This is a genomic window from Candidatus Poribacteria bacterium, from assembly GCA_026706025.1.
Classification (GTDB): Bacteria; Poribacteria; WGA-4E; order WGA-4E; family WGA-3G; genus WGA-3G.
The window spans coordinates 85,672-110,602 of sequence record JAPOZO010000010.1; the positions used below are offsets into that span (position 1 = coordinate 85,672).

Below are 24,931 nucleotides of genomic sequence, written 5' to 3' on the forward strand. Positions count from 1 at the left end.
TAGAATTAATTGGACACTCCGCACCGGTTCGGTTGGGAAACCGAACCTACCGGGGGAGACTGAAAGTGTCTTTTTATTTTTAGGTTCACTATAAAAACGTGAGTTTGATAAAAGATTTTGAATTTTGTAGGTTGGGTTGAACGGAGACCTACTAAAAACCGTATACAGCACAGAGTTTTCAAGGGAACAGAGAAACCTGAAATCACCAAAAACCGAGTGAAACCCAACGCATTTTCACATCCACAGCGTTTCGGGTGTTGGGTTTCGCTATTTGTATCTACAAAAACGGGTCTTTGAAAATCGGCTACTTCTGCATCAACGGGAGGGTTCTTGGTCTTTTACCACTCAACCCAACCTACGGGAGTTTCAATCTTTATTTTTAAGCTCACGTTATACAAAGCAGTAAAGGAACGACAGTATGGAACCACGATTTACACGCGGCGAATACTTCCTACTTGAAATCGCCGTTGAGCATGAATGGTCTATCTCTGGTCTTATTGATAGCGAGCTTGAGTTACACCTAAATAAAAAAGGGCATGGGTTAACACGAGCATCATTGCTTGAGAGCCTCTATCGACTCCTCTCTTCGGGACTGATTTATGCCAAAAATGAGGTTGACGGATTTATTTTAACTTATGAACAAATCGAATGTGCCTTGAATGAACCTCCCATGAGAGTTTTCTCCGCAGGTGAGAAAAAACACACATCTTATGGACTGACACCGGAGGGTGGCGCGCAATGGGAAGCCTTCGCCGCACCGGACTGGGAAAAATACGTAGAGGGCGGCGAAACATTTTCAGACGAGGACGAGGATGAATATGGAATATGGGAACTGATATGTGCGGATAAAGAGTGGCTCGAAAGGTACGTTGAATCTATATGTTTTCATCAACGACTGGAGGTGTCTTTGGAATCGGTTGAGTGGGATTATGTTGCGCCGTGGGAGGTAACGTACTGGAAACAACTTGAGGGGGCACATATACTCCGATTTCAGGCTCAAGACAAGAGCGAGGCGGAGGATTATCAAGGGTCTCCACCTGCAAGTCCAGAATGGCATCGTGGCCTTTGGTGTGTTTGGCGATAGGAGAATAGATCGGATTGACGTGTCCACGATGTGAAGATAAATTTTGGCTCCCTTTGAGAAATTAAAGTGTAAAACCTGACCGTTAGTGTCATAAGTAAAGGAACAACAGCATGGAACCACGATTTACGCGCGGCGAGTATTGGCTACTTGAAAACGTCGTTGAGGATGAATTCGCAATCGGTGCGCTCTTTAGGAGCGAATCTGAATTCTTTAATATAAAAGGACACGGGTTAACACGCACCTCACTCGGTGAGACCCTCTATCGGCTTCTCTCTTCGGGACTGATTTATGCCGAAAATGAGGTTGACGGCTTTATTTCAACCGCCGAGGAAATCGAACGTGCCCTGAATGAACCCAAATCCAGAGGTTATGCACCCTTTGATAACAAAAAACCTACGTCTTATGGATTGACGGAGGAAGGCGGCGCGCAATGGGAAGCCTTCGCTGCCCCAGACTGGCAAAGCTACATAAAAGACGGTTTTCACTGGCCAAAGGGCAGTAAATATGGAATGTGGGAAGTGATGTGTGCGGATAAACGACAACTCGGATTCTACTATCGATCTTTCTGTTTTCATCGTCAAGTAGAGGTGTCTCTGGAGTCCATGGAGTGGGATTATATTGCCCCTTGGCAAGCGACATATTGGAAACAACTCGAGGGAGCATATAGACTCCGATTTCACTATCAAGACAAGCGCGATCGCGAGAATCCTAAACCGTTTCCGCCTCCGCCTCTGGAAGACTACCATGAAATTTTGCGTGTTTGGCGTTAAAAAAATAGATTGGATTGGCTTCCGCCAATGTCGAAATAATTTACGGAGTTCTTTAAGGTGTAAAATCTGACTATTAGTGTCATAAGTAAAGGAACAACAGTATGGAACCACGATTTACACGCGGCGAGTATTGGCTACTTGGAAACGTTGTTGAGGACGAATTCGCAATCGGTGCACTCATGGACAGCGATCTCGGGTTACATCTAAATAAAAAATGGCACGGGTTAACACGCGCCTCACTTGTTGAGACCCTCCATCGCTTGCTCGCTTTGGGGCTGATTTATGCTAAAAGTGAGGCGACCGGGTTTATTTCAACGCACGAACAAATCAAACGCGCCTTGGATGAAATGAAATCCAGGGACATTGACGCTGTAGGTAAGGAAAAACTTACGTTTTATGGGCTGACGGAGGAAGGTGGCATTCAATGGGAGGCATTCGCCGCCCCAGACTGGCAAAGGTACATAAAAGAAGGTTTTCAAGTGATAGATGGCAGTGAATATAGAGCATGGGAAGTGATGTGTGCAGATAAAGGTGATCTCGAAAGCTACTTTAAATCTATCTATTTTCATTACCCAATAGAGGTGTCTTTAGCGTCAGTTGCGTGGGATTATATTGCACCGTGGCAGGCGACGTACTGGAAACAACTCGAGGGGGCATATAGACTCCGATTTCAGGCGCGAGACGCGCGCGAGGAGAAGGATGCTGAACCGCCTCCTCCGCCGAGTATGGAGTACTTTTATAACGTTTGGTGTGATTGGCAATAGAAGATCCCAAACTTGTTTTTCTATTCCTGCGAACCGATATCACTGACTGTGGTTTCCCTTAAGGAAATGAATCATCAAACACCTCTTGAGAGATATGTCCTTCATCCACGCCGCGGAAGACCTTTTGCAAAAACTGACATCTCGCTGGAAACTGGATCCTCCGCGTCTGACCTCTAACAGATCTAATTGGAGAGAAAAAATATGAAAAAATATCTTCAAACCACACTTTTTGGGCTTTCTATTTTGCTGGGCCTCAGTTGTTTTGCGGTGAATGCGGATACCGCTAAAACCACGACTTCTGAAGTCAAGTATCAATGGTATCCTAAGGATCGAAAATATCACGATTTTTTTTCCACCGACGCACCGGAAGGACACTTGTACAGTACCCTGCTCAAAGCCACAGCGAATATCGATGACACGCCCGAAAAAGAGACCGTTGTTTTGATGCTGGTTGATGTTGGTATAAAAAATTACGCATACGCTGGCAACTGGTCACAAGCGTTTCTCCTGATTGCTGAGAACGCGGCAGCCGGTCCAAAGAAAAAAGCTTTTTTCAAACTTTTCGATTCGGGTACGCTTGCGCTTGATGTGCCAGCGAAAGCGATTGAACTTCGGAGTCCACCATTCGTCTTCATTGAACCGCCAAAAGATGCTCTTAAATCCCGCAAAATCGTCTGTAAACTCGTCGATTTGACAGGCGATGGCATTTTAGATATTTGGGTTAAATTTGGTTACGCTGTGGCTGTGATTTCTTTTCAGGATGGTGAGTTCAAGGAAGTCCTGAGTAGTTACACGGTTCCCGGGCTCCTGCCTGATGCTGCGTATGTTGACCTTGATAGTGATGGGAGTTATGAAATAAAGATTCCCTATAGTATACCTATCAATGATGTTCCTGGCGCGCCTTATCTGCCGTGGATGAGCCTCTACGAGTGGAATGGAACGGCTTATATTTTGAATAATCGAAGATTCTATGCCGAAGATGGCGATTTCCTCGTTCGTTTATTGAGCGAGTATAATTATCAGATACTTCGACACGGCAGCATTATCACCCTGTGCGAAACATACAATTTCTACATAGGGTTGGTATGCTACTATTATGGCAATGTGGGAATGGCGCGAGGGTATCTACAGTCAGTTATCGAACGTGGGAAGACGGATGATTTCATTCAAACCGCTGAATCTTTCTTGAAAAAATTGCCACACCGGCGAAGATGAGAACCGATCCATTCAGAGCAGCATCGCCGCTTTTATTTGGAGACAAAATATGAACCAACACCTTCAAACCACACTTTTAGGGTTTTCTATCTCGCTCCTGCTATTGGGGCCAGTGGTGAGTGCTGACACCCAAACACCCCAAAATGCTGATATCGAATATAAAAGGTATCCTGATGCGCCAATTGACCCTGAGGGACAGAGGTATCACCGTTTTTTGCAGTTCCCCGCACCGCAAGGTGCCTCTTATAATACTCGCATGAAAGCCACAGCAAATGTTGATAACACACCCGGAAAAGAGACGATTGTTCTGATGGTGGCTGAGGCGGGAGAGGAATGGCGCGATTGGTGCCAAGCGTTTCTCCTCATTGTTGGGTCTGAGACCGAGGGAGCTGTGCCGAAGAAAAAAGAACTTTTCAAACTTTTTGGTACAGGTTCTTATGATTTTGATGTTCCAGGGAAAACCGTTGGCGTTTATAGGGCACCTTTCTTCTCTCAGACGATGCAGAGAGGCGGGTCTTGGGGTTTCAAGGGTGTCTCCTTTGAACTCATAGATTTGACGGGTGATGGTGTTTTAGACATCTGGGTGGAACATGCCTACGGTGTGGCTGTGATTTCTTTCCAGAACGGTGAGTTCAAGAAAGTCTGCAGCGGTTATAGTTCTACCCGCAGTGAGAACCCTGTAGAGTACGTTGACTGGGATAATGATGGCATCTATGAAATCAAAATCCCCGATTGCATATCTATGGATGGTGCGCCTGGCGCAGCATACCTGCAATGGATGAGTTTCTTCGAGTGGGATGGTGCCACATACATCTTGAATAACGAAAGATTCTATACTGAGAATCACGATTTCTTCATTGGGTTATTGGAGCAGTATAATTTTTGGCAGCGTTATGCAATACAAGAGGTATACCATTTCTATATCGGGTTGGTACACTACTATCGCAGCAACGCAGTAATGGCGCGAGCGTATCTACAATGGGTCGTCGAACATGCCGAGGATGAAAATTACATTCAAGCCGCTGAATCGCTGTTGAAAAAACTGCCACCCCGCTGAAAACAGATACACCGAATCGGAGACAAAACATCCTGTCTGCGTAGGTGCTACTTAATTTTTTTTTATATTATGCACGTTTTTGGGAATAAAATGTGTCTTTAAGAAATATCATTAGCGGACCGCTAATAAGTAAGTTTCGGAAAAACTGAAAGGCGTGTTCTATCCAAGAAGTAACGGATAGGCAAGAGACCCCAAATCCATTCATCATGGAGCACGACAATGATAGAAGAAGATGTTCAACTCATCCACAGAATTTTGTCGGGCGATGAGGCAGCTTTCACTGCTTTGGTCCGAAAATATCAGAAAAGTGTACATGCTTTGGCGTGGCGGAAGATCGGTGATTTCCACTATGCTGAAGAGATTACGCAAGACATTTTCCTCCAAGTCTATAACAAACTTTCAACGCTTAAGGATCCGCGCCAATTCGCTGGCTGGCTTTATGTTATGACAAGTCGGCACTGTAGCAACTGGCGGCGCAACAATAAAGCAAGGCTACAATTGCTGGAGACGATCGCTATGGACGCAGTTGATAAATCTGCATACGCGCGTTATATATCAGAGCAACGCGAAGCTGAATCTGTTGAAAACCGCCAGAAGCTTGTCAAGAGATTGATTGATAAACTTCCTGAGAGCGAACGTACTGTCATGACGCTCTACTATCTCGGTGAAATGACGACGCGAGAGATTAGCAGATTTCTGGGTGTCTCTGTGCATACAATTACCAGCCGCCTGCAGCGGGCACGACGACGTTTACAGCAGGACGAGACACTCTTGATACAAGAAATGCTCGGGAGTTTCCGACTCTCTGTCGACCTCGCAGAAACCATCACGCAGAAAATTGCCGATATGAAACCGGTCGCGTCGCCCCCTACAAAATCCCCTATTCCGTGGCTCGCCGTCGGCGTGGCTGCAATTTTGGTGGTGCTGATGCTAGGACTTAGCAACAAATACCTCATACGGTTTCAGCAACCGTATAGTTTTGAGGCAGCATCGGAACCGACCATCGAAATCATTGAAGCACCCATTGTCCTTGACACTGACGCAAAACCGGCACTTCACTCTCAAGTCGGACGCGCTATCATGACCCATAAGACCAATAGTCCCGGATTACAAGATTCCGAAACAGTTTCAGCACCAGGTGCACAGGTGCATCCAGAGAAGACCGTCTCATGGATGCCCGACCCAGCATTACGTGCCGCCATTCGGGAGGAACTCGCACTTCCGGCAGCCGTGCCCTTAACGCAGGAGATGCTGCTGGTGCTGCAGCGTCTACACGCCGGTGAAAAAGGTATCACTGATTTAAAGGGCTTGGAATTTGCCCAAAATTTAGTGGATTTACATTTAGGCGATGAGGGTAACGCTATCATCAACTTAAAACCCCTCGCTACGCTCACCAACCTGACCTATCTCAATGTAGGCGGTAACCAAGTCACAGACCTGAGACCGCTCGCGAACCTGACGCATTTAACCGGGCTTAGCCTCTGGAATAACCAAGTAAACGATATATCTCCACTCGCTTCCTTGACTGCGCTTACTTACCTGAATTTGGCTGACAATTACGTAGACGATCTCAGTCCACTCGCGAATCTGGTAAACTTAAAAAAATTAGACCTTTTTGACAACAATTTGCAAAATGTGGTGCCGCTCGCAGACTTGAGAAACCTAAACCATCTGATCCTTACGGAAAACCATATTAGAGACTTTAGTCCGCTTATAGGGCTGACGCATCTACAAATATTGTGGATCAAGGGGAATCCGATAAAGGACCTGCGCCCACTCTCTGAACTGCATCTTACGGATCTGAAATACGATGGTGTAGCAAATCACGCAACACGAACGCAGCCTTCTGAGGCATGGATGCCAGATCCAGTATTGCGCGCCGTAGTTCGAGGCGAACTCGGACTCCTACCGGAGATCCCATTAACGAAAGAAGAGATGTTAAGGTTGGACTCCCTTGATGTGCACGGCAAAGGTGTCTTTGATATTACCGGTTTAGCGTTTGCCACGAATCTCAGAGATCTGCGCTTGAGTCGGAATCCAATCACAGATTTACGTCCGCTCGCAAACTTAACGAAACTTAAAGACTTACATATCGGAGATATCTCGCTCCCTATGGCGAACCTTGAACTCCATCCGCTGGCGAATTTAACGAACTTAGAGAGGCTCCTTTTGCACAGAAGCGGCGTTTTGGACCTAACACCGCTTTCGGGATTGACAAAACTGCGGACATTATCTATTGAAGGGAATCCAATCACAGATTTGCGACCCCTCTACAGATTGAATCTGAGGGAACTCGACGCGAGTCACTGTCCGCTAATAGACCTGCATCAGCTCGCGCGTCTCACCAGTTTAGAATATATCTGTCTGGAATACAGCGGTATTTCGGATATCCGTCCGCTTTCCGCGTTAACGAACCTACACATCTTGGATATTAGATATAACGCCATTGAAGACATCCATCCACTTTCTGGGTTAACTGCGCTGCGAACTTTGTGGGTACAGGGGAATCCGATCACAGATTTTACACCGATCCCGAAACTGAATCTCACGGACTTCAAATATGATGCTATCCAACAGATGGCGCAACAAACTAACTCTGCTGAAGTGTGGATGCCAGATGCTGCGTTGCGCATTGCCGTCCGCGGTGAGATTGGACTCCTACCGAATATGCCGCTTACCAAAGAGAAGATGCTACAACTGCAGGAACTCAATATCTCCGACAAAGGTATCCATAACATCCGCGGCTTAGAGTTTGCGACGAACCTCAGAGAACTTAACCTGAGTCGAAATTCGATAACAGACCTATACCCCCTGACGACTTTGATGAACCTTAAAGTCTTGAATATTTCGGGATTGATGCCCAACACACCAAATCTTGACCTACACGCACTGACGAACCTCATCAACTTGGAACGACTTTGGCTGGCGAATAGTAAGGTTTCGGATGTCCGTCCGCTTGCTGCGTTGAAGAGGCTTCGTATTTTGGATATTAGCGGCAACGCCATTGGAGACATCAGCCCCCTGGCAGGGTTAGTCGCGTTGCGGACATTGCAGGTTCAAGGGAATCCGATAACAGACTTCACACCGCTCATTGAATTGAACCTTATAGATCCAAGGTAGAATGCAGGGTGCTGGCACTTGGTGATTGTTGCGAACGCATTTAATCAATAACAAAAATAGGAGACCATAAGTGTCAATTTAGCGGTCCTCCATGCCCGGTAGGTTCGGTTTGATGAAGTTTAAGAAAATAAATCGGTAATTCTAATTTTCCCCATGCCCGGTAGGTTCGGTTTCCTAACCGAACCGGGCTTCCCTAAAAATTACCGAATTAATAAATTAATCTTCATCAACCGAACCATAGGTGTCAATTTAAAAAAACAACCCTCGCGGTCCCCAGGCCGGTAGGTTCGGTTTGCAACCGAACCGGCTTCTACCCGGGAACCTTGAAGACTTCACACCCCTCTTCAGTCGCGTAGCGACGGAATGTCTATAGCAGCGGTATCAAACAAGGATCCAAGCCCGTAGGGGGTTTTGCTTGGGTGTTTCTTCAACATGTTTATATCTACAGTTGACAAAATGCTGTCAAAAATCCCTAAATTGACACCTATGGATAACAAAAATAGGAGACCTATATGAAAAAGCTTAATTTCTGTGCGCTTATTTTCTTAGCGATTGGCTGTCTATTTTACGCTGGCGCAGAAGAACCGCACTGGATGCCGGATCCGAACCTGTACATGGCAATCCGAGAAAAACTCGGGTTGCCTGATAAAGTGCCGTTGACTAAAGACAATATTAAACAGTTGACACATCTTGAAGCACAGAACAGAGAGATTCGTTCAATACAGGGATTAGAATTCGCTGAGAATCTGGAAGTGGGTCTCAATCTTGGAGGAAATCTCATACAAGATATAACGCCGCTGCGACGCTTAACAAAATTACGTGGATTAGTTCTGCTTGGTAATCAAGTCTCAGATTTATCGCCATTAGAACCTTTAACCTCCCTTTTATATTTCAATGCAGCCCACAATCCTATAAGCGACCTCAGAGTGCTGTCAAACCTCATCCATTTAGAAGATTTAGATTTGGCAGCTTGTCAAATCTCGGATGTAACTCCCCTTGCTGGATTGAAAAACCTAAAAATACTAATCCTTGGCAGTAATTTGATCACAGATGTCAGTCCATTAGTAAATCTCACCGAGTTGGAAGTGTTGAATATTATAGATAATCCTATCTGGAATTTCAGTGCCTTGCAGCATTTGAATCTGACCAGATTTGCGTCTAACATGTTTTGTAAAATACCGTCTTTACCTGTTGAAGAACGTATCTTAACACGATCATTTCCATCTGTTTTTAAGGCGTGGGATAGTCTCATAATTGCAGGGTTACCTAAACATGGCGGTATAGATTATCATGATCTCGCTTTCAATCTGACTTTTGGGCTTAATTGGCACACAACTCCGAGTCAGAGCACACGCGGCTTGGCGACTCAGGTTGCGGGTAATTTAGAAGCTGCGCAAGATGAACGTGATAGGCTTCTTGCTCTAAATCCGAACATAGTCTCCCTTCAACACATCATTATTCATGGAGTTTCGCCATCAGAATTTCCACCGGACTCCGATTTTTTGCTTAGAGATGACAGAGGTGAAATAGTTTACAGTGAGATTATTAACGCGGCAATGATAAACCTTATGAATCCGAAGGTGCAGGATCATTTCATTGAACGAATTGTGAATATTGCTGAGTGTGGACTTTATGATGGCATTATGATTGACGGGTTTGCTTGGAATGCTACTGGTTTTGTCGGACGAGATGTCTATCCTCATACTAATGAAGAAATCATCGCTGCAACAACCCGTATATTGCGTGAGGGTCGAAACCGGGTTCGGAAGGACTTTCTGATACTTGTTAATGCTGGTAGATCGAAACCAACAGCCTATGCTGAATACATTGACGGAAGTTTTATGGAACTTGGTAGAGATCATCCAGAAGGTTACACTTATCGTGAACTCATTGAAATTGAAGACATACTACTTTGGAATGAAGAAAACCTACGCTCCCCGCAGATCAATTGTTTGGAGGGTGAAGGGATTGGCACAGAACCGCCTGATAGTCCTGAGAACCGACGTTGGATGCGATTATTCACTACAATGGGATTAACACACTCTGATGGTTACGTGCTTTACAATACTGGTAAGCGAAATTACGGCGGACCTGACCATGAACATATTTGGTATGATTTCTGGGATGCCGATCTTGATCGTCCTGTCAGTGGGGCAGAAACAAAAGGGCAGCGTTACGACAACCGAGACGGCGTATTTATCCGAGAGTTCACCAACGGCTGGGCGGTCTATAATCGTAGTGGTAAGGCGCAAGAGATTAGCCTCCCGATGCAAACCACCGGTGTCGCAAGTAGTATCGCAAGCATAACACACACGCTGCCCGATTTAGATGGTGAAATCTATCTAAAACAAGCAACCCAACCTTCTGCGGATGTCAATGGCGATGGAACGGTGAACATCCTCGATTTGGTCGTTGTGGCGAATGCTTTTGGCGAAGCAGAACCCGACCTCAATAATGATGGTGTTGTCAATATCCTCGATTTGGTGATTGTCGCGAATGCATTTGGGGACTAATACAAAACTGGACACCTCACATTGTAGACGCGCAACTTATAAGGAACAACAGCATGGAACCACGATTTACAAGAAGCGAGTATTGGCTACTTGAGACTGCCGTTGAGCACGAATTAGAAATCTGTGCTCTCGTTGATAACGACCTTGAGTTACGCCTGAATAAGAAAGGGCACGGGTTAACACGCACCTCACTCGTTGAGACCTTCTATCGACTTCTCTCCTCGGGGCTAATTTATGCCAAAAATGAGGCGACAGGTTTTATTTCTACCACTGAACAAATCGAACTGGCACTCGATGAACCGAAACGTTGGGTCGGTGTCCCCGTAGATGAGCGAAAAGGCACGTATTATGGGTTGACGCAGGAAGGCGGTGCGCAATGGGAAGCCTTCGCTGCCCCAGACTGGGAAAAATACATAACCGCGAGTTTCCAATTGGCAGACGACGGTGAATATGAAATATGGGAACTGATTTGTGGAAATAAAGATTGGCGCAAGGCTGATAAAGACTGGCACCATCCTATTCAAAATTGGCTTGAAGAGTACATCGACGCTATGTGTTTCTACAATCAAAAGGAACTATTTTTAGCGTCTATTGCGTGGGATTCTGCTACACCGTGGCAGGCAACGTACTGGAAACAACTCGATGGCGGACATAGCGTCCGTTTTCGGTGTCGAGATAAGAGCGCGGAGGGAAACGCTAAACCACCTTACCCGCCGTGGGGAAGATACTTTTATCAGGCCTGGTATGCTTGGCAATAGAAAAACGGGTTAGATTTACTTGCCACCCAGGTGAAAAATAAGCAAAATGGGTTGAAAAGCGAACTTAATTTTACAAGGAATTGCAGCATGGAACCACGATTTACACGCGGTGAGTATTGGCTACTTGAGACTGTCGTCGAGCACGAATGGGATATCTCCAGTCTCATTGACAGCGATCTTGAGTTACATCTGAATAAAAAAGGACACGGCTTAACGCGAGATGTACTCGTTGAGACTCTTCATCGACTCCTCTCTTCGGGACTGATTTATGCGGAAACTCGCTTCTTGTTTTCAGGGGAGGTGCTGGATTTTATTTCAACTGCCGAACAAATTGAACTGGCATTGGATGAATCCAAATCCTGGGTCGGTGTCCCTATGGAAAAACAAAAAGTCACATATTATGGACTAACGCAGGAAGGCGGTGCGCAATGGGAAGCCTTCACTGCCCCAAACTGGCAAAGATACATAATCGCGGGGTTTGGATTTTTAGACGACACTGAAGATATAATATGGGAAATGATTTGTGCAGATAAAGATTGGCTCGAAAAGTACTTTGAATCCCAGCGTTATTACGAACCAGAGACGATAGTTTTAGAGTCCGTTGCGCGGGATTATATCGCGCCTTGGCAGACGACGTACTGGAAACAACTTGACGGTGCACATAGAATTCGATTTCGGGACCCAGACGAGAGCAAGCAGGAAACATCTCCGCCTTCGTTCCCAGATATGGGTTATTTTAATCGCCTGTGGTGTGCTTGGCGATAGAAAATAGATCGGATTTACTTACCCCAATGGTAAAATAAATTTTGGAGTCTTTTCAAATGAAAAACCTGATATCCATAGCGAGAAAGATGAAAGATAAAATCTGTGTCCCTATTGCACTCGTTAGTATTCTCATCAGCTGCTTTTCGGTTTTCACCGGCTGTCACCCCGGCTTTGGGCATGTCAACATCGATTCGGGGTCAAAAGTGAGGCAGCCGACGTTTTATATATCCGCGGATCCATATTTTCAAGGACGCTTGGACATTGAAACGATTATAGTTCGGAAAGCGAAACCTTCTGCTGAACTCAAAAAGGGATCGGCGTTGAAAATACCACAAGGTACTTGGAAAATCCTTTGGGAACAGAAAATACCAAATAACGCTTGGCAAACGGTTTGGAAACTGGAACACAAATCTTCTAATTTTCTCCCTTACTATTACATGAATTGTCTCTTCGGGTGGCATCCGAAGCCGCCCGTGTCTTCTCTCACTTACGGGGAAGTACCACCGGGCTACCGAGAAGAGGTGAAAGCCGTCCCTCTTGAACCTGAAGAGCTGTATAGCGTCTCAATAGATGAGTATAATTCTGCAAGATATCCAGGAACCCTGATGTTTATCATCCGTTTGAATGAGAAAGGTATTCCTGAGCGATTGGAATATCTCCCAGAAGAGTTTATCTCCTTCAATAGCGACGCATATTATTTAAGGCTCTATTAGCGTGGATCCCGGGAAGTCATCGGCACTTTCGCTCGGGGATCGGACAGGGTGAAATAGGTATGTTTGATCGGATCGCACTGGATCGGAGGTTCTTATGTCCGTTGTAATAAAAGTTTTCAACAGGTGTATTGTTGGCGTTCTTACGCTGGGGATGCTCGGGTGTGGCTGTCTTTTTCCGTCTACGCCGAACACGCTGCCGAATTTGTACGTGGAACTGTACAGTGAAGCGAACGACCTACAACATATTGGTGAATACAGCGCGGCTATTAAGAAGTATGAAGAAGTCTTTAAAATTCGTCCTCGCCCCACCAAGATCATTGATGTCAGATTTCCAGCTTTACTCAAATACAATATCGCTTTTTGCTACGCTAAATTGGCAGAAGCAGAAGGAGACGCACCCCTCTATATCAAAGCCGAGGCGGCGATCAGAGAAAGTTACCAAACTGCGATACTTCCGGACCATCAAGCACGTATCCTCTATCTTTGGGGGTACATTCTTTTCAAGCAGGGACGGTACGAGGAAGCCAGTTCCAAATTTAAGTCAATATCCGTCCCACGTTCAAGCCAGTACGGAGACACTGCTCGCCTGATGTGGAACAGTTCATACGCGCTCGGTAAAGCATATCTCGGACTGGATGATGAAACCGCCGCACGGCAAGCATTTCGGCAACTGGATTCGCAAATTGATGCTTTCCTGCAAGATGATGGCTGGCCCCCAACCGTTGGAAGGCATATCTTATATGCGCTGGGTAAAGCGTATCTGGAGTTAGGCGATGAAACTGCTGCGCGACGCGTATTTACCATGCATGAAGCACTATTTTATACCGACCCGGAGGAAGATCACCCGCATACCGGCGATGAGGTTTTGTATGCCTTTGGTAAAGCGTATCTGGAGTTAGGCGATGAAGCCGCCGCACGATTGGCATTTACGCAGCTTGAGGCACTTATTAAGACCTATCCGCATCCTTGGTACCTTTATGTTAGGACAGAAGTTTTATATGGGTTGGGGAAAGCATACCTCGAACTTGGAGATGAAGCCGCCGCACGACGGGTATTTGCTCAAGTTGAAGAATTCATTAATACCTATTTTCAGAAGGGACGATCCTATATTGGACCTGAGGTCCTATATGGGTTGGGGAAAACATATCTCGAACTCGGAGATGAAGCCGCCGCACGATTGGCATTTACGCGGCTCCTGAAGGACTACCCCAACACGTCCTACAAGGCTGAGGTGAAAAAATTGCTTAAAAATCAGTAGAGATAAGCCAACACAAATAATCGAGTAGAGATATAAATGGAATTTGTTAAGTCTGTTATTCTTGTTGTTTTCGGTGTGTTGTTTCTGTTTTTCGGTGTTACTTTTCTTCTTTGGGGCTTGTGTGTGGTCATTTCTGCTGTTTTGTATGTGGCGACTCGGCTTTTCTACGCGCTTTTCTCGCTAATGGAATGCCCTCACTGTTCAAAAGGGACTAAAAAAAACGCTATCAGATGTTCACGCTGTGGGAGTTCCCTGATAGAAGAAGAGCCTCAAGAGGAACTAAATCCTGAACTTTATGCTCGCGTCAAAACTTTCGTAGCGGAATTCTGGTCTACATCAGCGGAAAAACTCAATCCAAACACGCTGTTGGCGGACGATTTAGGGATAGCCGGTGACGATGGCTATGAACTCCTTGAGGCGTTTTGTGAGGAATTCGAGATCCAAAATATGTGCGAGATTGACGCTTCGGAATATTTCGGTACGGAGGGATGTAACCCATTTGAGATATATGTTATGCTCTACTACTGGATATTTGACAAAGAAAAATTTGACAATTACGGTACTGATACGTCACTGACCTTGCGCGATTTAGTGAAATCGGCTGAAGCGAAAAGATGGATGCACCCGGAAGCAAGGTGAAGTCAGCGGCTCTGCTAAAGAAAAAATATGGACAAACCCGATATTTTGTGGTATCATTAAGTACGCCTATTGAAAAAAGATATTTAACACTTCAACTATTGAACCGACAAGTTCTCAAAAAGGAGTCAGAATTTTGCATCGACAATCTGCAAAGAAACACGCACGTGCGGATAAAGCGAAACAGATACGCAACCGCCACCGCAAAGCAACACTGCGAACCGTACTCAAACAGACAGAAACCGCACTTGAGGAAGGCAATGTTGATCAGGCACAAGAGTTGTGCAAAACCGTAGTAAGCCTCTTGGATAGAGCTGCAAGTAAAGGTGTTATTAAAAAAGGGACAGCAAATCGTCAGAAGTCTCGGCTCACCCGTAAGTTGCATACGCTCACCGCGGCAGCAGCGTAATTTCCGTGCTTTAGCCAAGAAGACAAGTCTGCAACAACGGCGGCAGACGGTTCTGAGGCGAGGGATACTTTTAAACGTTTCATGTTATTGCACGCCTTGCGAAAGTTAAAAATGCGTTTCGTGTTGTTGCACGCCTTGCGAAAATTAAAAAAATATGAACGCCCGCGAAGTCGCCTTAGAATGCTTACTAACCCTCTCGCACAGCAGTACATCAATCGCATCTGTCGTTGACGGTGCATTCGGACGGCACGCTGTTGAAGGACGCGAACGCCGTTTCATTAATGGACTCGTCTACGGTGTTATCCGTTGGCAGAAACAGTTGGATTGGGTGCTGGATCGGTTTATCAATCCGAGATTTCAATTGGACGCGCGCCATCGCAATATCCTGCGACTCGGCGCGTTTCAGCTGCTACACCTCGATGGTATACCCGCGCACGCCGCTATTTTTGAAACCGTCCAACTCGCGACTTCCCATTTACGACGCAACAGCGGACGGAAAACCGCGGGGTTTATCAACGCAGTTCTCCGTTCCGTGCAACGCGAAGGCGCGACACTCACCTATCCACTGCTTGATGCGAACCCCACCGAACATATTTCGTTTTCGTTGTCCTATCCGACGTGGTTAGTGAAGCGATGGCTTGAGACACGTGGCGTTGCGTGGACGTTGGCGTTCTGTCGTGCCAGCAACCAGATCGCGCCGCTCGCACTCCGTGTGAATACCCTCCTAACAAAACGTGAAGAAGCTTGCGAATCGTTAGCAGCAAGCGGCATCGCCGCGACCGCCTCCAAAATAGCACCCGATGGCGTGGTCCTTGAAAGCCGGGCTATCACCGCTTTTGATACTGCTGGCGATCAGACGTTAAAGGATATCCTCAATCGAGCGGATATCTATGCGCAAGATGAGAGCGCAATGTTAGTGGCGCGCCTACTCTCACCAGAGAACGCGGAATTCATCGTGGATCTGTGCGCTGCGCCCGGCGGTAAGACAACACATCTCGCACATCTCATGGGCAATGCTGGGAAAATTATCGCCGTGGATGTCTCAGCCGAAAAAGTCGCCGTGTTGGAAAAAAATTGCCGACGTGTCGGGGCATGTAACGTTAAGACCCGAGTGCTTGACGCGACAAAAGCCGGTCTGAGTTTTATGAAAACTGCAGATGCCGTGCTAATTGACGCACCGTGCTCAGGGTTCGGGACACTCCGGCGGCATCCTGACATCCGGTGGAATAAGACCTTTGAACAGCTTCGCGCCCTCAGTGAAATACAATATAACCTATTAAAAAACGCAGCGCGATACATCAAACCCGGCGGCATCCTTGTCTACAGTACCTGTAGCATTGAACCGATCGAAAACGAAAAGGTGGTCCAGCGATTTTTGGCAGATTTTCCGATGTGGACGATAGAAAATGCTAAAGGTTTTCTGCCCGATGTGCCACCAAGTGTGATAACACCACAAGGCTTCGTCCAGACATTCCCACATGAACACGGCGTTGATGGCGCGTTTGCCGCACGTCTGCGAAGAGAAATTTAGGAAAATTAAAAATGTTTCTTTAGAGCATCAGTCAAAACTGTAGCCCGTAATGGAATGGAGGGCGGATCTACGGAAAGGCACGTCAATATCTAAACCTACCTTACCGAACCGCAAGGAAAATTAAAAGAATTGATTTTAAGTTGTATGCCATTACCGACAGACACCGATGCACACCCACCCCGTTAGCCGATGTCGTCTCGGAATTGTTAGATGCTGGCGTAAACGCCATCCAATTGCGTGAGAAGGATTTAGACAATACCGAGTTGATCGGACTGGCACAACCGATCGCTGAGTTGTGTCGAAATTATAATGCAAAACTTTTCATCAACACAAACACGCACATTGCACTCGAAGTCGGTGCAGCGGGGGTTCATCTGCCAGCGAATGCAGAATCGGTAGAGGCGGTGAAAGCGCGAACAGAGAACAGCCTCTATGTCGGATGCTCGGTGCATAGTCTTGATGCAGCGCAAAGACGAGAGGCGGAAGGTGCCGACTTCGTAACCTATAGCCCTATCTATCGGACAGCAAGCAAACCGGGATACGGTCCCGTTGTTGGCGTAGAGCACTTGGCAGAGATGACAGAGAGTGTTAAACTGCCGGTCTTCGCATTAGGTGGGATTACACCAGTAAGAGTTTCTGAGTGCTTAGCTGCGGGTGCTTTTGGCGTGGCTGTCATGTCAGGCGTTATGTCTCCGACAAATGCGGGAGAACAGGCGAGACGCTATCTTGATATTTTAGGTTAGCAGGGAAAAAAATGAAACAGATTTTAACGATTGCAGGCTCAGATTCAGGCGGAGGTGCCGGTATACAGGCGGATATCAAGGCGATTTCCGCGAATGGCGGTTTTGCAATGTCCGCGATTACCTCCGTTACCGCACAGAATACAGTCGCGGTGACCGACGCTTTTGATTTACCGATTTCGCTGATTGAGGCACAGTTGGACGCGGTCTTCACGGATTTTGATGTTGCCAGTGTCAAAACAGGAATGCTCTCCTCGTCGGAGATTGTTGCAGCGGTCGCTGGGAAATTAAAAGAATATACACCGCCTGCTATCGTCGTCGATCCGGTGATGATCTCCAAAAGCAAATTCCCGCTTTTGAAAGCGGAAGCGATTGATAGCCTCAAAACGGCATTGATTCCGCTGGCGACGGTGATTACACCTAATGTCTACGAGGCGGAATTGCTTGCAGAACAGGAGATCCAAAGCATAGATGACGCGAAAAGTGCTGCGAAAGCGATTGCTGAACTCGGTTGTCACGCCGTTCTCGTCAAAGGTGGACACCTTATCGGAGACGACGCAACCGATGTGCTTTATTACAACGGCGAGTGGTCTTTTTTTCAGGCGGAACGCGTTGAAACAGAAAACACGCACGGCACCGGTTGCACCTACTCAGCGGCGATTGCGACACAACTGGCGCACGGGAACCAAGATTTAATGGAGGCTGTCAGGACAGCGAAGGCGTATATTACAGGTGCTATTCAGCACGCCTTGGATATCGGACATGGACACGGTCCGACGAACCATTTTTTCCAGACGTAGGGGCTGGGTTACCCAGTCCCTACTGGTTACCGAGCCTCTACAATCGTTGTCGTCCCTATTTTCAACCCCCTAAATCCCCCTTATCAAGGGGACTTTAAGAGGGAATGCGTAAATTCTAAGGATGTAGGCGTTGGGTTACCCGGTTTCCCCTACAGTCGTTGTCGTCCCTCAAATCCGCCATCAATTTCATGCCAGTAGCGGATCTCGTTTTCGTTGATGCGCCAGCAGAGATAGACCTCCCGACCCTCGCGGAGATGTGGGAAATCGACCAATCCGGGGTCAAGTCCTTTCAGATGACAGCCACGCGCCGCAATCCGTTCCAAAATTTCCTCAAAGTCGGCAGTCGCTTTAAGGAGTGCGGGGGTGTGCTTACTGCCACCGTTAGAGGAGACTACCTCCAAAAGTGGTGTGATTTCTGCATGTAATCCTGCGAGTAGGTTTCTTATGGCTCTTAACTGTGAAATCTCATCAACTAAGTCGGGGATACATGCGTTGGCTTCTTCGAGTGTAAAGTATCGTTTTTCTTGCATCTTGCGTTCTCCTTTCTTTTGTGGTTTCTCTAAATTTACACGAATTTACGTGAAATGTCAATTTATTAGTTTTCAGTCCGGTAGGTTGGGTAGAACGGCGTTGAGAAGTTGGATGTTGATAAGCCAAAGACACCAGAAAGTTAATATCGCGTTCTATCTACTCCTGAACGTAGTGAAACCCAACTTTACACTGTCAGGGTGTAGGAAGTTTCAGGGTATCGAAAGTGTTGGGTTTCACTCGGTGTTTGGTGTCAGTTGCGTATCAGGAGAAAGCTATGTTTTTCTATGATTTGGAGGGTTTCGGGGGCATCCGTTCAACCCAACCTACGGGACTATTCTTTCTGACGGCTGAAAGCCGATAGCCGATAGCCAATACAAAAATGGAAAATGAAACGAAATCCACGGACCAACAGCATCAAAACGTCACCCGTGCTGCAGGGGTTGTCAGCATCGCTGTGCTGGTATCTCGGATATTAGGGCTCGCCCGCGAAACGGCGATCGGGTACTATTTCGCTTCAAAAGTCAGTGCGGACGCTTTTTACCTCGCCTTCCGTATCCCGAACTTTCTGCGCGATATGTTCGGCGAAGGTATCTTGAGCAAAGCGTTTATTACGACATTCCTCGCGACGGAAGCCGAAGACGGCGAAGAAGCGGCGTGGCATCTTGCGAACCGTATCTTTAATCTGACGCTCCTCGTTTTAGTCGGTATCACAATTCTCGGTATCGCTTTTGCACCTACTATTGTTGATGTGTTGGCACGGGATGATTTTGATAATAGTACGGACTGGGCGACCCAGCCCCTACAACATTTCGGATTTGACAGTAAAGTTGAACTGGCAATCTATCTCACGCAGTTGATGTTTCCGTATCTACTATTTGTGTCATTTGCAGCAATTGCGATGGGGTTGTTGAACAGTAAGGGAAAGTTTGGTATTCCAGCCTGCGCATCCACTTTCTTTAATGTGAGTTCTCTTGCGATTGGGATAGGTGGTTACTATGTGTGTCCACTGTTCGAGATTCACCCCGTAACGGGTATGGCGATCGGCGTAATCGTCGGCGGTATCCTGCAGTTCCTGATTCAGGTGCCATCTATGTACCGTGTCGGCTTTCGGTATCGTCCGATGCTGAGCCTACGCGATCCGAGAGTGCTTCAAGTCCTTCATCTTGTTGGACCCGCCGTGTTAGGCGTTGCGGCGGTACAGGTGAACCTATTGACGAACACGTTCTTTATTACTTCCGATTCTGGATGGTTAACGTGGATTAGTCGGGCATACCGCGTCATGCATCTCCCTATCGGGATATTCGGTGTCGCGATTTCAACAGTAGCACTCCCACAACTCGCAAGGTACGTAACAGCCGGGGAGACGCAGAATTTTCGCAATGCGCTCTCTTATGCACTCCGTTTAATGCTGGTCTTAACAATTCCGGCTGGCATTGGACTCATGATGCTATCTGAACCGATTTGTCGTTTGCTCTACGAATGGGGTGAAACTGTCGAAGAAGACACAATCAGGACAGGCGGGCTTCTGTTCGTCTATGCCTTTGGTCTGTGTGGGTTCTCGACACTCAAAATTGTGACCGATGGGTTCTACGCCTACAAAGATATTCGCGCCCCTGTTATTGTGAGTATTTGCGCAGTGATGCTTAACATCTGCCTCAACTATCTCTTTATCTTTCGCGGATTCTTCTTGGACCCACGTGCCGTGGTCTTCTCAACGGTTTTGACGGTAACGCTGAATTGTGGTATCCTATTGTTGCTGCTCCGCCGAAAAGTCGGTGGGTTGGGGTTACGCGCGGTCGTTCCACTGACGCTTAAAATCTTGATCGCTTCGGCGGTGATGGGGTTCGTCTGCTGGCTGACAAATGGGGTCATTGAAAGCGATTGGCTCGGCACGGAAGGCATCATCCCACGCACTGTCGCAGTATTTGCCCCAATAGGGTTGGGGCTGCTGATACTCGCGGCGATGTATAAACTTTTACAGGTCTCCGAATTTGATGACATCTTGAATATATTCAAACGGCGACTCGGGGGTTGAGATTAAAAGATTGATTTATTACGTCAATTGAGAAACGGGCAATAATGCACGTCGCATTTGGGGTGTTTTTGCTTGGGTATTTCTGCGTATTGCTTGGGTATTTCTTCGCGTACACCGCAAAATTGCCCTACTACGAACAGGATGATGTATAAACTGAACATTGAAGGACTACTATGCGGTGAGAGGAACGGGCAATAATGCAGGTCGCAAGAAACCCCCCTTTATCCCCCCTTATCAGGGGGGCAGGTGTGTACGCCGCAAAACCGCACCATAGGTGTCAATTTTAGAAAAAATAACCGCTTGGGTACCCAGGTCCGGTAGGTTCGGTTTGCAACCGAACCGGATACGACGCGGAAACCTTGATGACTTCAAACCTCTCTTGAGTTCCGTAGGATTTATTTGCTTGGGGTATTTGCTTGGGTGTTTCTGCGGATTTCTGCAGCATCTGTGTAGAAATGTGTCTCCGCCAAGAACCAAGCCCCGTAGGGGGTTTTTGATAGGGTGTTTCTTCAGCATCTATGATCGGGGCGCACCAAATATCGCAAAATATCCCTAAATTGACACCTATGGGTACGCCGCAAAACCGCAACTACCGGGCCTGGAGAAAATGTAGTCCCGCGGGACTCGAAAACTATACAGAACTTTGAGAAATGTTAATCACTCCAAATTGTGATTCATACGTATCAGAAACCCGATTTTTTGACTAACAACTCGACTCCGAATATAATAGAATAAGGCACGAGTTGTTGGTCAAAACGGAAAAATCGGAGCGGAGGTTCAAAAATTAAAAAGTGCTAACGAAACGAATAATTCCATGTTTAGATGTGCGTGCAGGAAAGGTCACGAAAGGCATCGCTTTTCAAGGCAATGTCGATGTCGGCGACCCGGTTGAGATGGCACGCTTTTATTATGAGGGCGGTGCCGATGAACTCGTCTTTTACGACATCACGGCAAGCAATGAACGCCGTGATATAATGATTGATGTCGTCTCCGCTGTCGCCGCTGAGATTTTTATCCCTTTTTCTGTCGGCGGTGGACTGCGCACGCTTGAAGATATGCGCCGCGTCCTACTCGCAGGGGCAGAGAAGGTGAGTATAGATTCCGGTGCTGTGCGGAACCCTGAACTTATCGCGGAAGGTGCGCGGGCATTCGGCAGTCAGTGTGTCGTGCTGAGTATGCAGGTACAGCGGGTCCCGAAAAGCGAACAGATTCCGAGCGGTTATGAGATTTACATAGACGGTGGTCGGAAACCTGTCGGCTGGGATGCCTTGGAATGGTCGGCACGCGGTGTTGATTTGGGCGCAGGCGAGATTGTCGTCAATAGTATCGACGCAGACGGCACAAAAGCCGGATATGAACTCGAATTGACGGGTGCTATCGCTGATCTCGTGCCGGTGCCTGTGATTGCCTCTGGTGGTGCCGGGAACCCGCAGCATCTGCGCGATGTATTTGTCGAAAGCAATGCCGATGCCGCAATCGTTGCGTCTATTACACACTACGGCGAATTCACGATTGAGAGCATCAAGACCTATCTGACGGATGAAGGTGTAAGCGTACGGGATACATGGTAGAATAGCCATCAGCCATCAGCCGTCAGCAATCAGCAAAGACGTTGGATTTACCAAACACCCTCTTTACTGACCGCTGGGCGGTTTTTTAGTAGAAAAAACCGCCCTGACTGCTGACCGCTAATCCGCTGACCGCTGAGAGGTTTTTTCATGCCTCGCAGTGAGAGAAAAACCGCCCTGACTGCTGACCGCTAACTGCTGATGGCTATTCCGCTGACTGCTGACGGCTGATGGCTGACGGCTATTCTTTCTGACAGCCGACAGCCGATAGCCAATTTATGGAGGATAAATGCAGCCTAAATTACCTGATTCAAGGAATGAAGATATTTTAATCCACGTTAACGGTGAGCTCCTGCCCCGTGAGGATGCGAAGATTTCCGTGTTCGATAGCCTCGTCCAAGGTGGCGACGGTGTATGGGAAGGCTTGCGCGTCTACAACGGGAAGATTTTTGCATTGGATGAACACCTTGACCGACTCATGGATTCCGCGCACGCTATGGCATTCGCGAATATCCCAACACGTGCGGCAGTCAAAACGGCAATCTTCGAGACGCTTGAAGCCAACGGCATGCGCGACGGTGTCCATATCCGTCTAACACTCAGTCGCGGGAAAAAAGTTACCTCCAGTATGGACGCGCGCGTCAATCAGTACGGTACGAGTCTGATTGTACTCGCGGAGTGGAAGCCGCCTATCTATTCAAAGGGTGGTATCCGTTTGATCACTTCAGCGATCCGACGGAATCCACCGCAGTGCGTTGACTCTAAAATCCACCACAATAACCTGATTAACAACATCCTCGCCAAGATTGAGGCGAATGTCGCTGGCGTAGACGATGCGATTATGCTCGACATTCACGGGTATGTCTCAGAGACGAATGCGACGAATATGTTTATTGTAAAGCGTGGACATGTCCTGACACCCCACGCCGATAGCTGCCTCCCCGGCATTACGCGGGGTATGGTCATCCAAATCGCCCGTGAGGCGGGGATCCCGCTCACAGAACGGAATGTTTCGTTGGTTGAGGTTTACACTGCCGATGAAGTTTTCACGACGGGGACTGTTGGTGAATTGAGTCCTGTTTTGGAGGTTGACGGTAGAAAAATTGGAGATGACAGCATCGGTCCCGTGACGACTCGGTTACAGGAACTTTATGCAGAACGGACAGCTAATGAAGGGGAACCTTTACCATAGGTGCCGTATTTATAACGCAAGTTGCTACCTGTTTATTCTCATTATGAAGTAATAGCACTCCTAATGAGGTTTAACAAATGAATTGGGTAATTTCCTCCAGGCCCGGTGGGTGCGGTTTCCTAACCGCACCAGAGGTATCAATTTAGGGAAAAATAACCGTCTTAGAACCAGGTCCGGTAGGTTCGGTTTTGCGGCGTACACGCCCAGATGCGATCTGCATCGCAACCGAACCGGATTTTACACAAAAACCTTTCTTGAGAACTTCAGACATGAAAACCTTTCCAAAACACCGCAGTCACACCTTACGCACAGGTAGGTATTCGATACCAGGCACATATTACCACATTGTGATCGTCACCAACAAGCGGCGGCGAATCCTCTCGGATAACAAGGTCGCATCAATCATTTTTCAGACTTTTGATTGGATGGAAGGAGAAAAACGTTTGGAGTGGATATGTATTAGGGTGATGCCTGATCACGTACATGCGGTCATTAGACTCGGAGAGGAGCAGACGCTCGCGAAAGTGTTGCATTCTATAAAACGTTATACTGCGCGTGAAATTAACAAACAGTTATCCACAGCAGGTGTCTTTTGGCAGAAAGGTTATACAGATTGGGGTATTCGAGATGACGCTGCATTAAACGATACCATCCGTTACTGCTATGCGAATCCGGTAAGAGCGGGAATAGTGGAGACCCCTCGCGATTATCCGCATTGGCGATGCAAATTTCAAATGGAATATTGATAGTTGGTGGGATTCAAGAGGACTTCAAGGTTGTTGGTTAGAAATCCGGTTCGGTTGCAAACCGAACCATAGGTGTCAATTTAGCGGCACCCCAGGTCCGGTAGGTGCGGTTTCTAACCGCACCGGATACCTCGCGAAAACCTTCAGATGCAGCGTTTGCGGAACACGCGTTCCCCTAAAGAAGAAACCGAGAACGGAATTCAAGAGGTTTTTGAAGTTGTTACGGTTGACGCGTCGGAGCCGGTTCGGTTGCAAACCGAACCTACCGGCCTCGGGATCACGACGGTTATTTTTTCTAAAATTGATACCTCTGGTTCGGTTGCAAACCGAACCTACCGGGCCTGGGGGAATGCCCTAAATTGACAGTTATGGTGCGGTTTCCTAACCGCACCCAGAGGTATCAATTTAGCGATTTTCCGCGCCATTTTCGGCATATTAAGTCTGAACGCGACAGTGGCAGGCGTGTGTCCGTTTTTGGGCTCGGAAAATTAAGCAAAAAAGGCGTGGCTGGAGAACCACCCCTCTCTCTTAACTGATAACTGAAAGCGCAGCGTACTGAAAACTGATAACTATCCCTCTGATAACTGAAAGCGCAGCGTACTGAGTACTGACAACTGAAAGATTTTTTCGAAGAAAAAATCGTACTGATAACTGACAGCCATTATAAAAGTGCAAAGCGGTGAACAGGGAATCCACCGCTTTTGCGTTAGGTTAGTTCGGTTATAG

Annotated in this window: 21 protein-coding genes; 20 read left to right on the forward strand and 1 reads right to left on the reverse strand. The window is 47.2% G+C overall.

The genetic code is table 11. From position 1 onward, the window contains the following. Positions 1 to 418: 418 nt before the first annotated feature. The 16 genes from OXH00_02510 (at position 419) to thiD (ending at position 18,133) form a co-directional block, all read left to right on the forward strand. Positions 419 to 1,084: a hypothetical protein gene (locus OXH00_02510; protein MCY3739872.1), complete on the forward strand. Its 666-nt coding sequence runs from the start codon at positions 419 to 421 to the stop codon at positions 1,082 to 1,084. A 110-nt stretch (positions 1,085 to 1,194) separates the two neighbouring features. Further along, the gene (locus OXH00_02515; GenBank protein MCY3739873.1) at positions 1,195 to 1,854 is read left to right on the forward strand and encodes a hypothetical protein; all 660 of its coding nucleotides are present in this window, start codon (positions 1,195 to 1,197) and stop codon (positions 1,852 to 1,854) included. Positions 1,855 to 1,955: 101 nt separating this feature from the next. Further along, a complete protein-coding gene (locus OXH00_02520; GenBank protein ID MCY3739874.1) occupies positions 1,956 to 2,618 on the forward strand; it encodes a hypothetical protein in 663 nt (220 codons plus the stop codon). 201 nt (positions 2,619 to 2,819) lie between these two features. Then, positions 2,820 to 3,833: a hypothetical protein gene (locus OXH00_02525; protein MCY3739875.1), complete on the forward strand. Its 1,014-nt coding sequence runs from the start codon at positions 2,820 to 2,822 to the stop codon at positions 3,831 to 3,833. 49 nt (positions 3,834 to 3,882) lie between these two features. Then, positions 3,883 to 4,890: a hypothetical protein gene (locus OXH00_02530; protein ID MCY3739876.1), complete on the forward strand. Its 1,008-nt coding sequence runs from the start codon at positions 3,883 to 3,885 to the stop codon at positions 4,888 to 4,890. A gap of 219 nt (positions 4,891 to 5,109) precedes the next feature. Further along, positions 5,110 to 8,010, forward strand: coding sequence for a sigma-70 family RNA polymerase sigma factor (locus OXH00_02535; GenBank protein MCY3739877.1), 2,901 nt, complete (start codon positions 5,110 to 5,112; stop codon positions 8,008 to 8,010). 512 nt (positions 8,011 to 8,522) lie between these two features. Then, entirely contained in the window at positions 8,523 to 10,523 is a 2,001-nt protein-coding gene (locus OXH00_02540; protein MCY3739878.1) for a leucine-rich repeat domain-containing protein, read from the forward strand. 53 nt (positions 10,524 to 10,576) lie between these two features. Then, positions 10,577 to 11,281: a hypothetical protein gene (locus OXH00_02545; GenBank protein ID MCY3739879.1), complete on the forward strand. Its 705-nt coding sequence runs from the start codon at positions 10,577 to 10,579 to the stop codon at positions 11,279 to 11,281. Between the two features lie 87 nt (positions 11,282 to 11,368). Beyond that, positions 11,369 to 12,046 (forward strand): hypothetical protein, encoded by a 678-nt coding sequence (locus OXH00_02550; protein MCY3739880.1) that lies wholly within the window; start codon positions 11,369 to 11,371, stop codon positions 12,044 to 12,046. Between the two features lie 56 nt (positions 12,047 to 12,102). Further along, a complete protein-coding gene (locus OXH00_02555; protein MCY3739881.1) occupies positions 12,103 to 12,759 on the forward strand; it encodes a hypothetical protein in 657 nt (218 codons plus the stop codon). 94 nt (positions 12,760 to 12,853) lie between these two features. Continuing rightward, positions 12,854 to 14,017, forward strand: coding sequence for a tetratricopeptide repeat protein (locus tag OXH00_02560; GenBank protein MCY3739882.1), 1,164 nt, complete (start codon positions 12,854 to 12,856; stop codon positions 14,015 to 14,017). A gap of 36 nt (positions 14,018 to 14,053) precedes the next feature. Beyond that, positions 14,054 to 14,656 (forward strand): DUF1493 family protein, encoded by a 603-nt coding sequence (locus OXH00_02565; GenBank protein ID MCY3739883.1) that lies wholly within the window; start codon positions 14,054 to 14,056, stop codon positions 14,654 to 14,656. A 133-nt stretch (positions 14,657 to 14,789) separates the two neighbouring features. After that, positions 14,790 to 15,062: a 30S ribosomal protein S20 gene (rpsT, locus tag OXH00_02570; GenBank protein ID MCY3739884.1), complete on the forward strand. Its 273-nt coding sequence runs from the start codon at positions 14,790 to 14,792 to the stop codon at positions 15,060 to 15,062. Between the two features lie 154 nt (positions 15,063 to 15,216). Then, positions 15,217 to 16,593 (forward strand): 16S rRNA (cytosine(967)-C(5))-methyltransferase RsmB, encoded by a 1,377-nt coding sequence (gene rsmB / locus OXH00_02575; protein ID MCY3739885.1) that lies wholly within the window; start codon positions 15,217 to 15,219, stop codon positions 16,591 to 16,593. A 140-nt stretch (positions 16,594 to 16,733) separates the two neighbouring features. Then, positions 16,734 to 17,336: a thiamine phosphate synthase gene (thiE, locus tag OXH00_02580; GenBank protein ID MCY3739886.1), complete on the forward strand. Its 603-nt coding sequence runs from the start codon at positions 16,734 to 16,736 to the stop codon at positions 17,334 to 17,336. An 11-nt stretch (positions 17,337 to 17,347) separates the two neighbouring features. Beyond that, positions 17,348 to 18,133 (forward strand): bifunctional hydroxymethylpyrimidine kinase/phosphomethylpyrimidine kinase, encoded by a 786-nt coding sequence (gene thiD, locus OXH00_02585; protein MCY3739887.1) that lies wholly within the window; start codon positions 17,348 to 17,350, stop codon positions 18,131 to 18,133. 149 nt (positions 18,134 to 18,282) lie between these two features. On the opposite strand, the gene OXH00_02590 is transcribed toward thiD, so the two are convergent. Next, entirely contained in the window at positions 18,283 to 18,663 is a 381-nt protein-coding gene (locus OXH00_02590) for a DUF2203 domain-containing protein (GenBank protein MCY3739888.1), read from the reverse strand. Positions 18,664 to 19,043: 380 nt separating this feature from the next. Between OXH00_02590 and murJ the strand changes: the two genes are divergently transcribed. From murJ to OXH00_02610, 4 genes are all read left to right on the forward strand, one after another. Next, positions 19,044 to 20,699 (forward strand): murein biosynthesis integral membrane protein MurJ, encoded by a 1,656-nt coding sequence (gene murJ, locus OXH00_02595; protein MCY3739889.1) that lies wholly within the window; start codon positions 19,044 to 19,046, stop codon positions 20,697 to 20,699. A gap of 791 nt (positions 20,700 to 21,490) precedes the next feature. Then, complete coding sequence (hisF, locus tag OXH00_02600; protein MCY3739890.1) at positions 21,491 to 22,270, forward strand: imidazole glycerol phosphate synthase subunit HisF; 780 nt, start codon at positions 21,491 to 21,493, stop codon at positions 22,268 to 22,270. A 286-nt stretch (positions 22,271 to 22,556) separates the two neighbouring features. Then, positions 22,557 to 23,459, forward strand: coding sequence for a branched-chain-amino-acid transaminase (gene ilvE, locus OXH00_02605; protein MCY3739891.1), 903 nt, complete (start codon positions 22,557 to 22,559; stop codon positions 23,457 to 23,459). Positions 23,460 to 23,647: 188 nt separating this feature from the next. Next, positions 23,648 to 24,205: a transposase gene (locus tag OXH00_02610; protein MCY3739892.1), complete on the forward strand. Its 558-nt coding sequence runs from the start codon at positions 23,648 to 23,650 to the stop codon at positions 24,203 to 24,205. Positions 24,206 to 24,931: the final 726 nt, after the last annotated feature.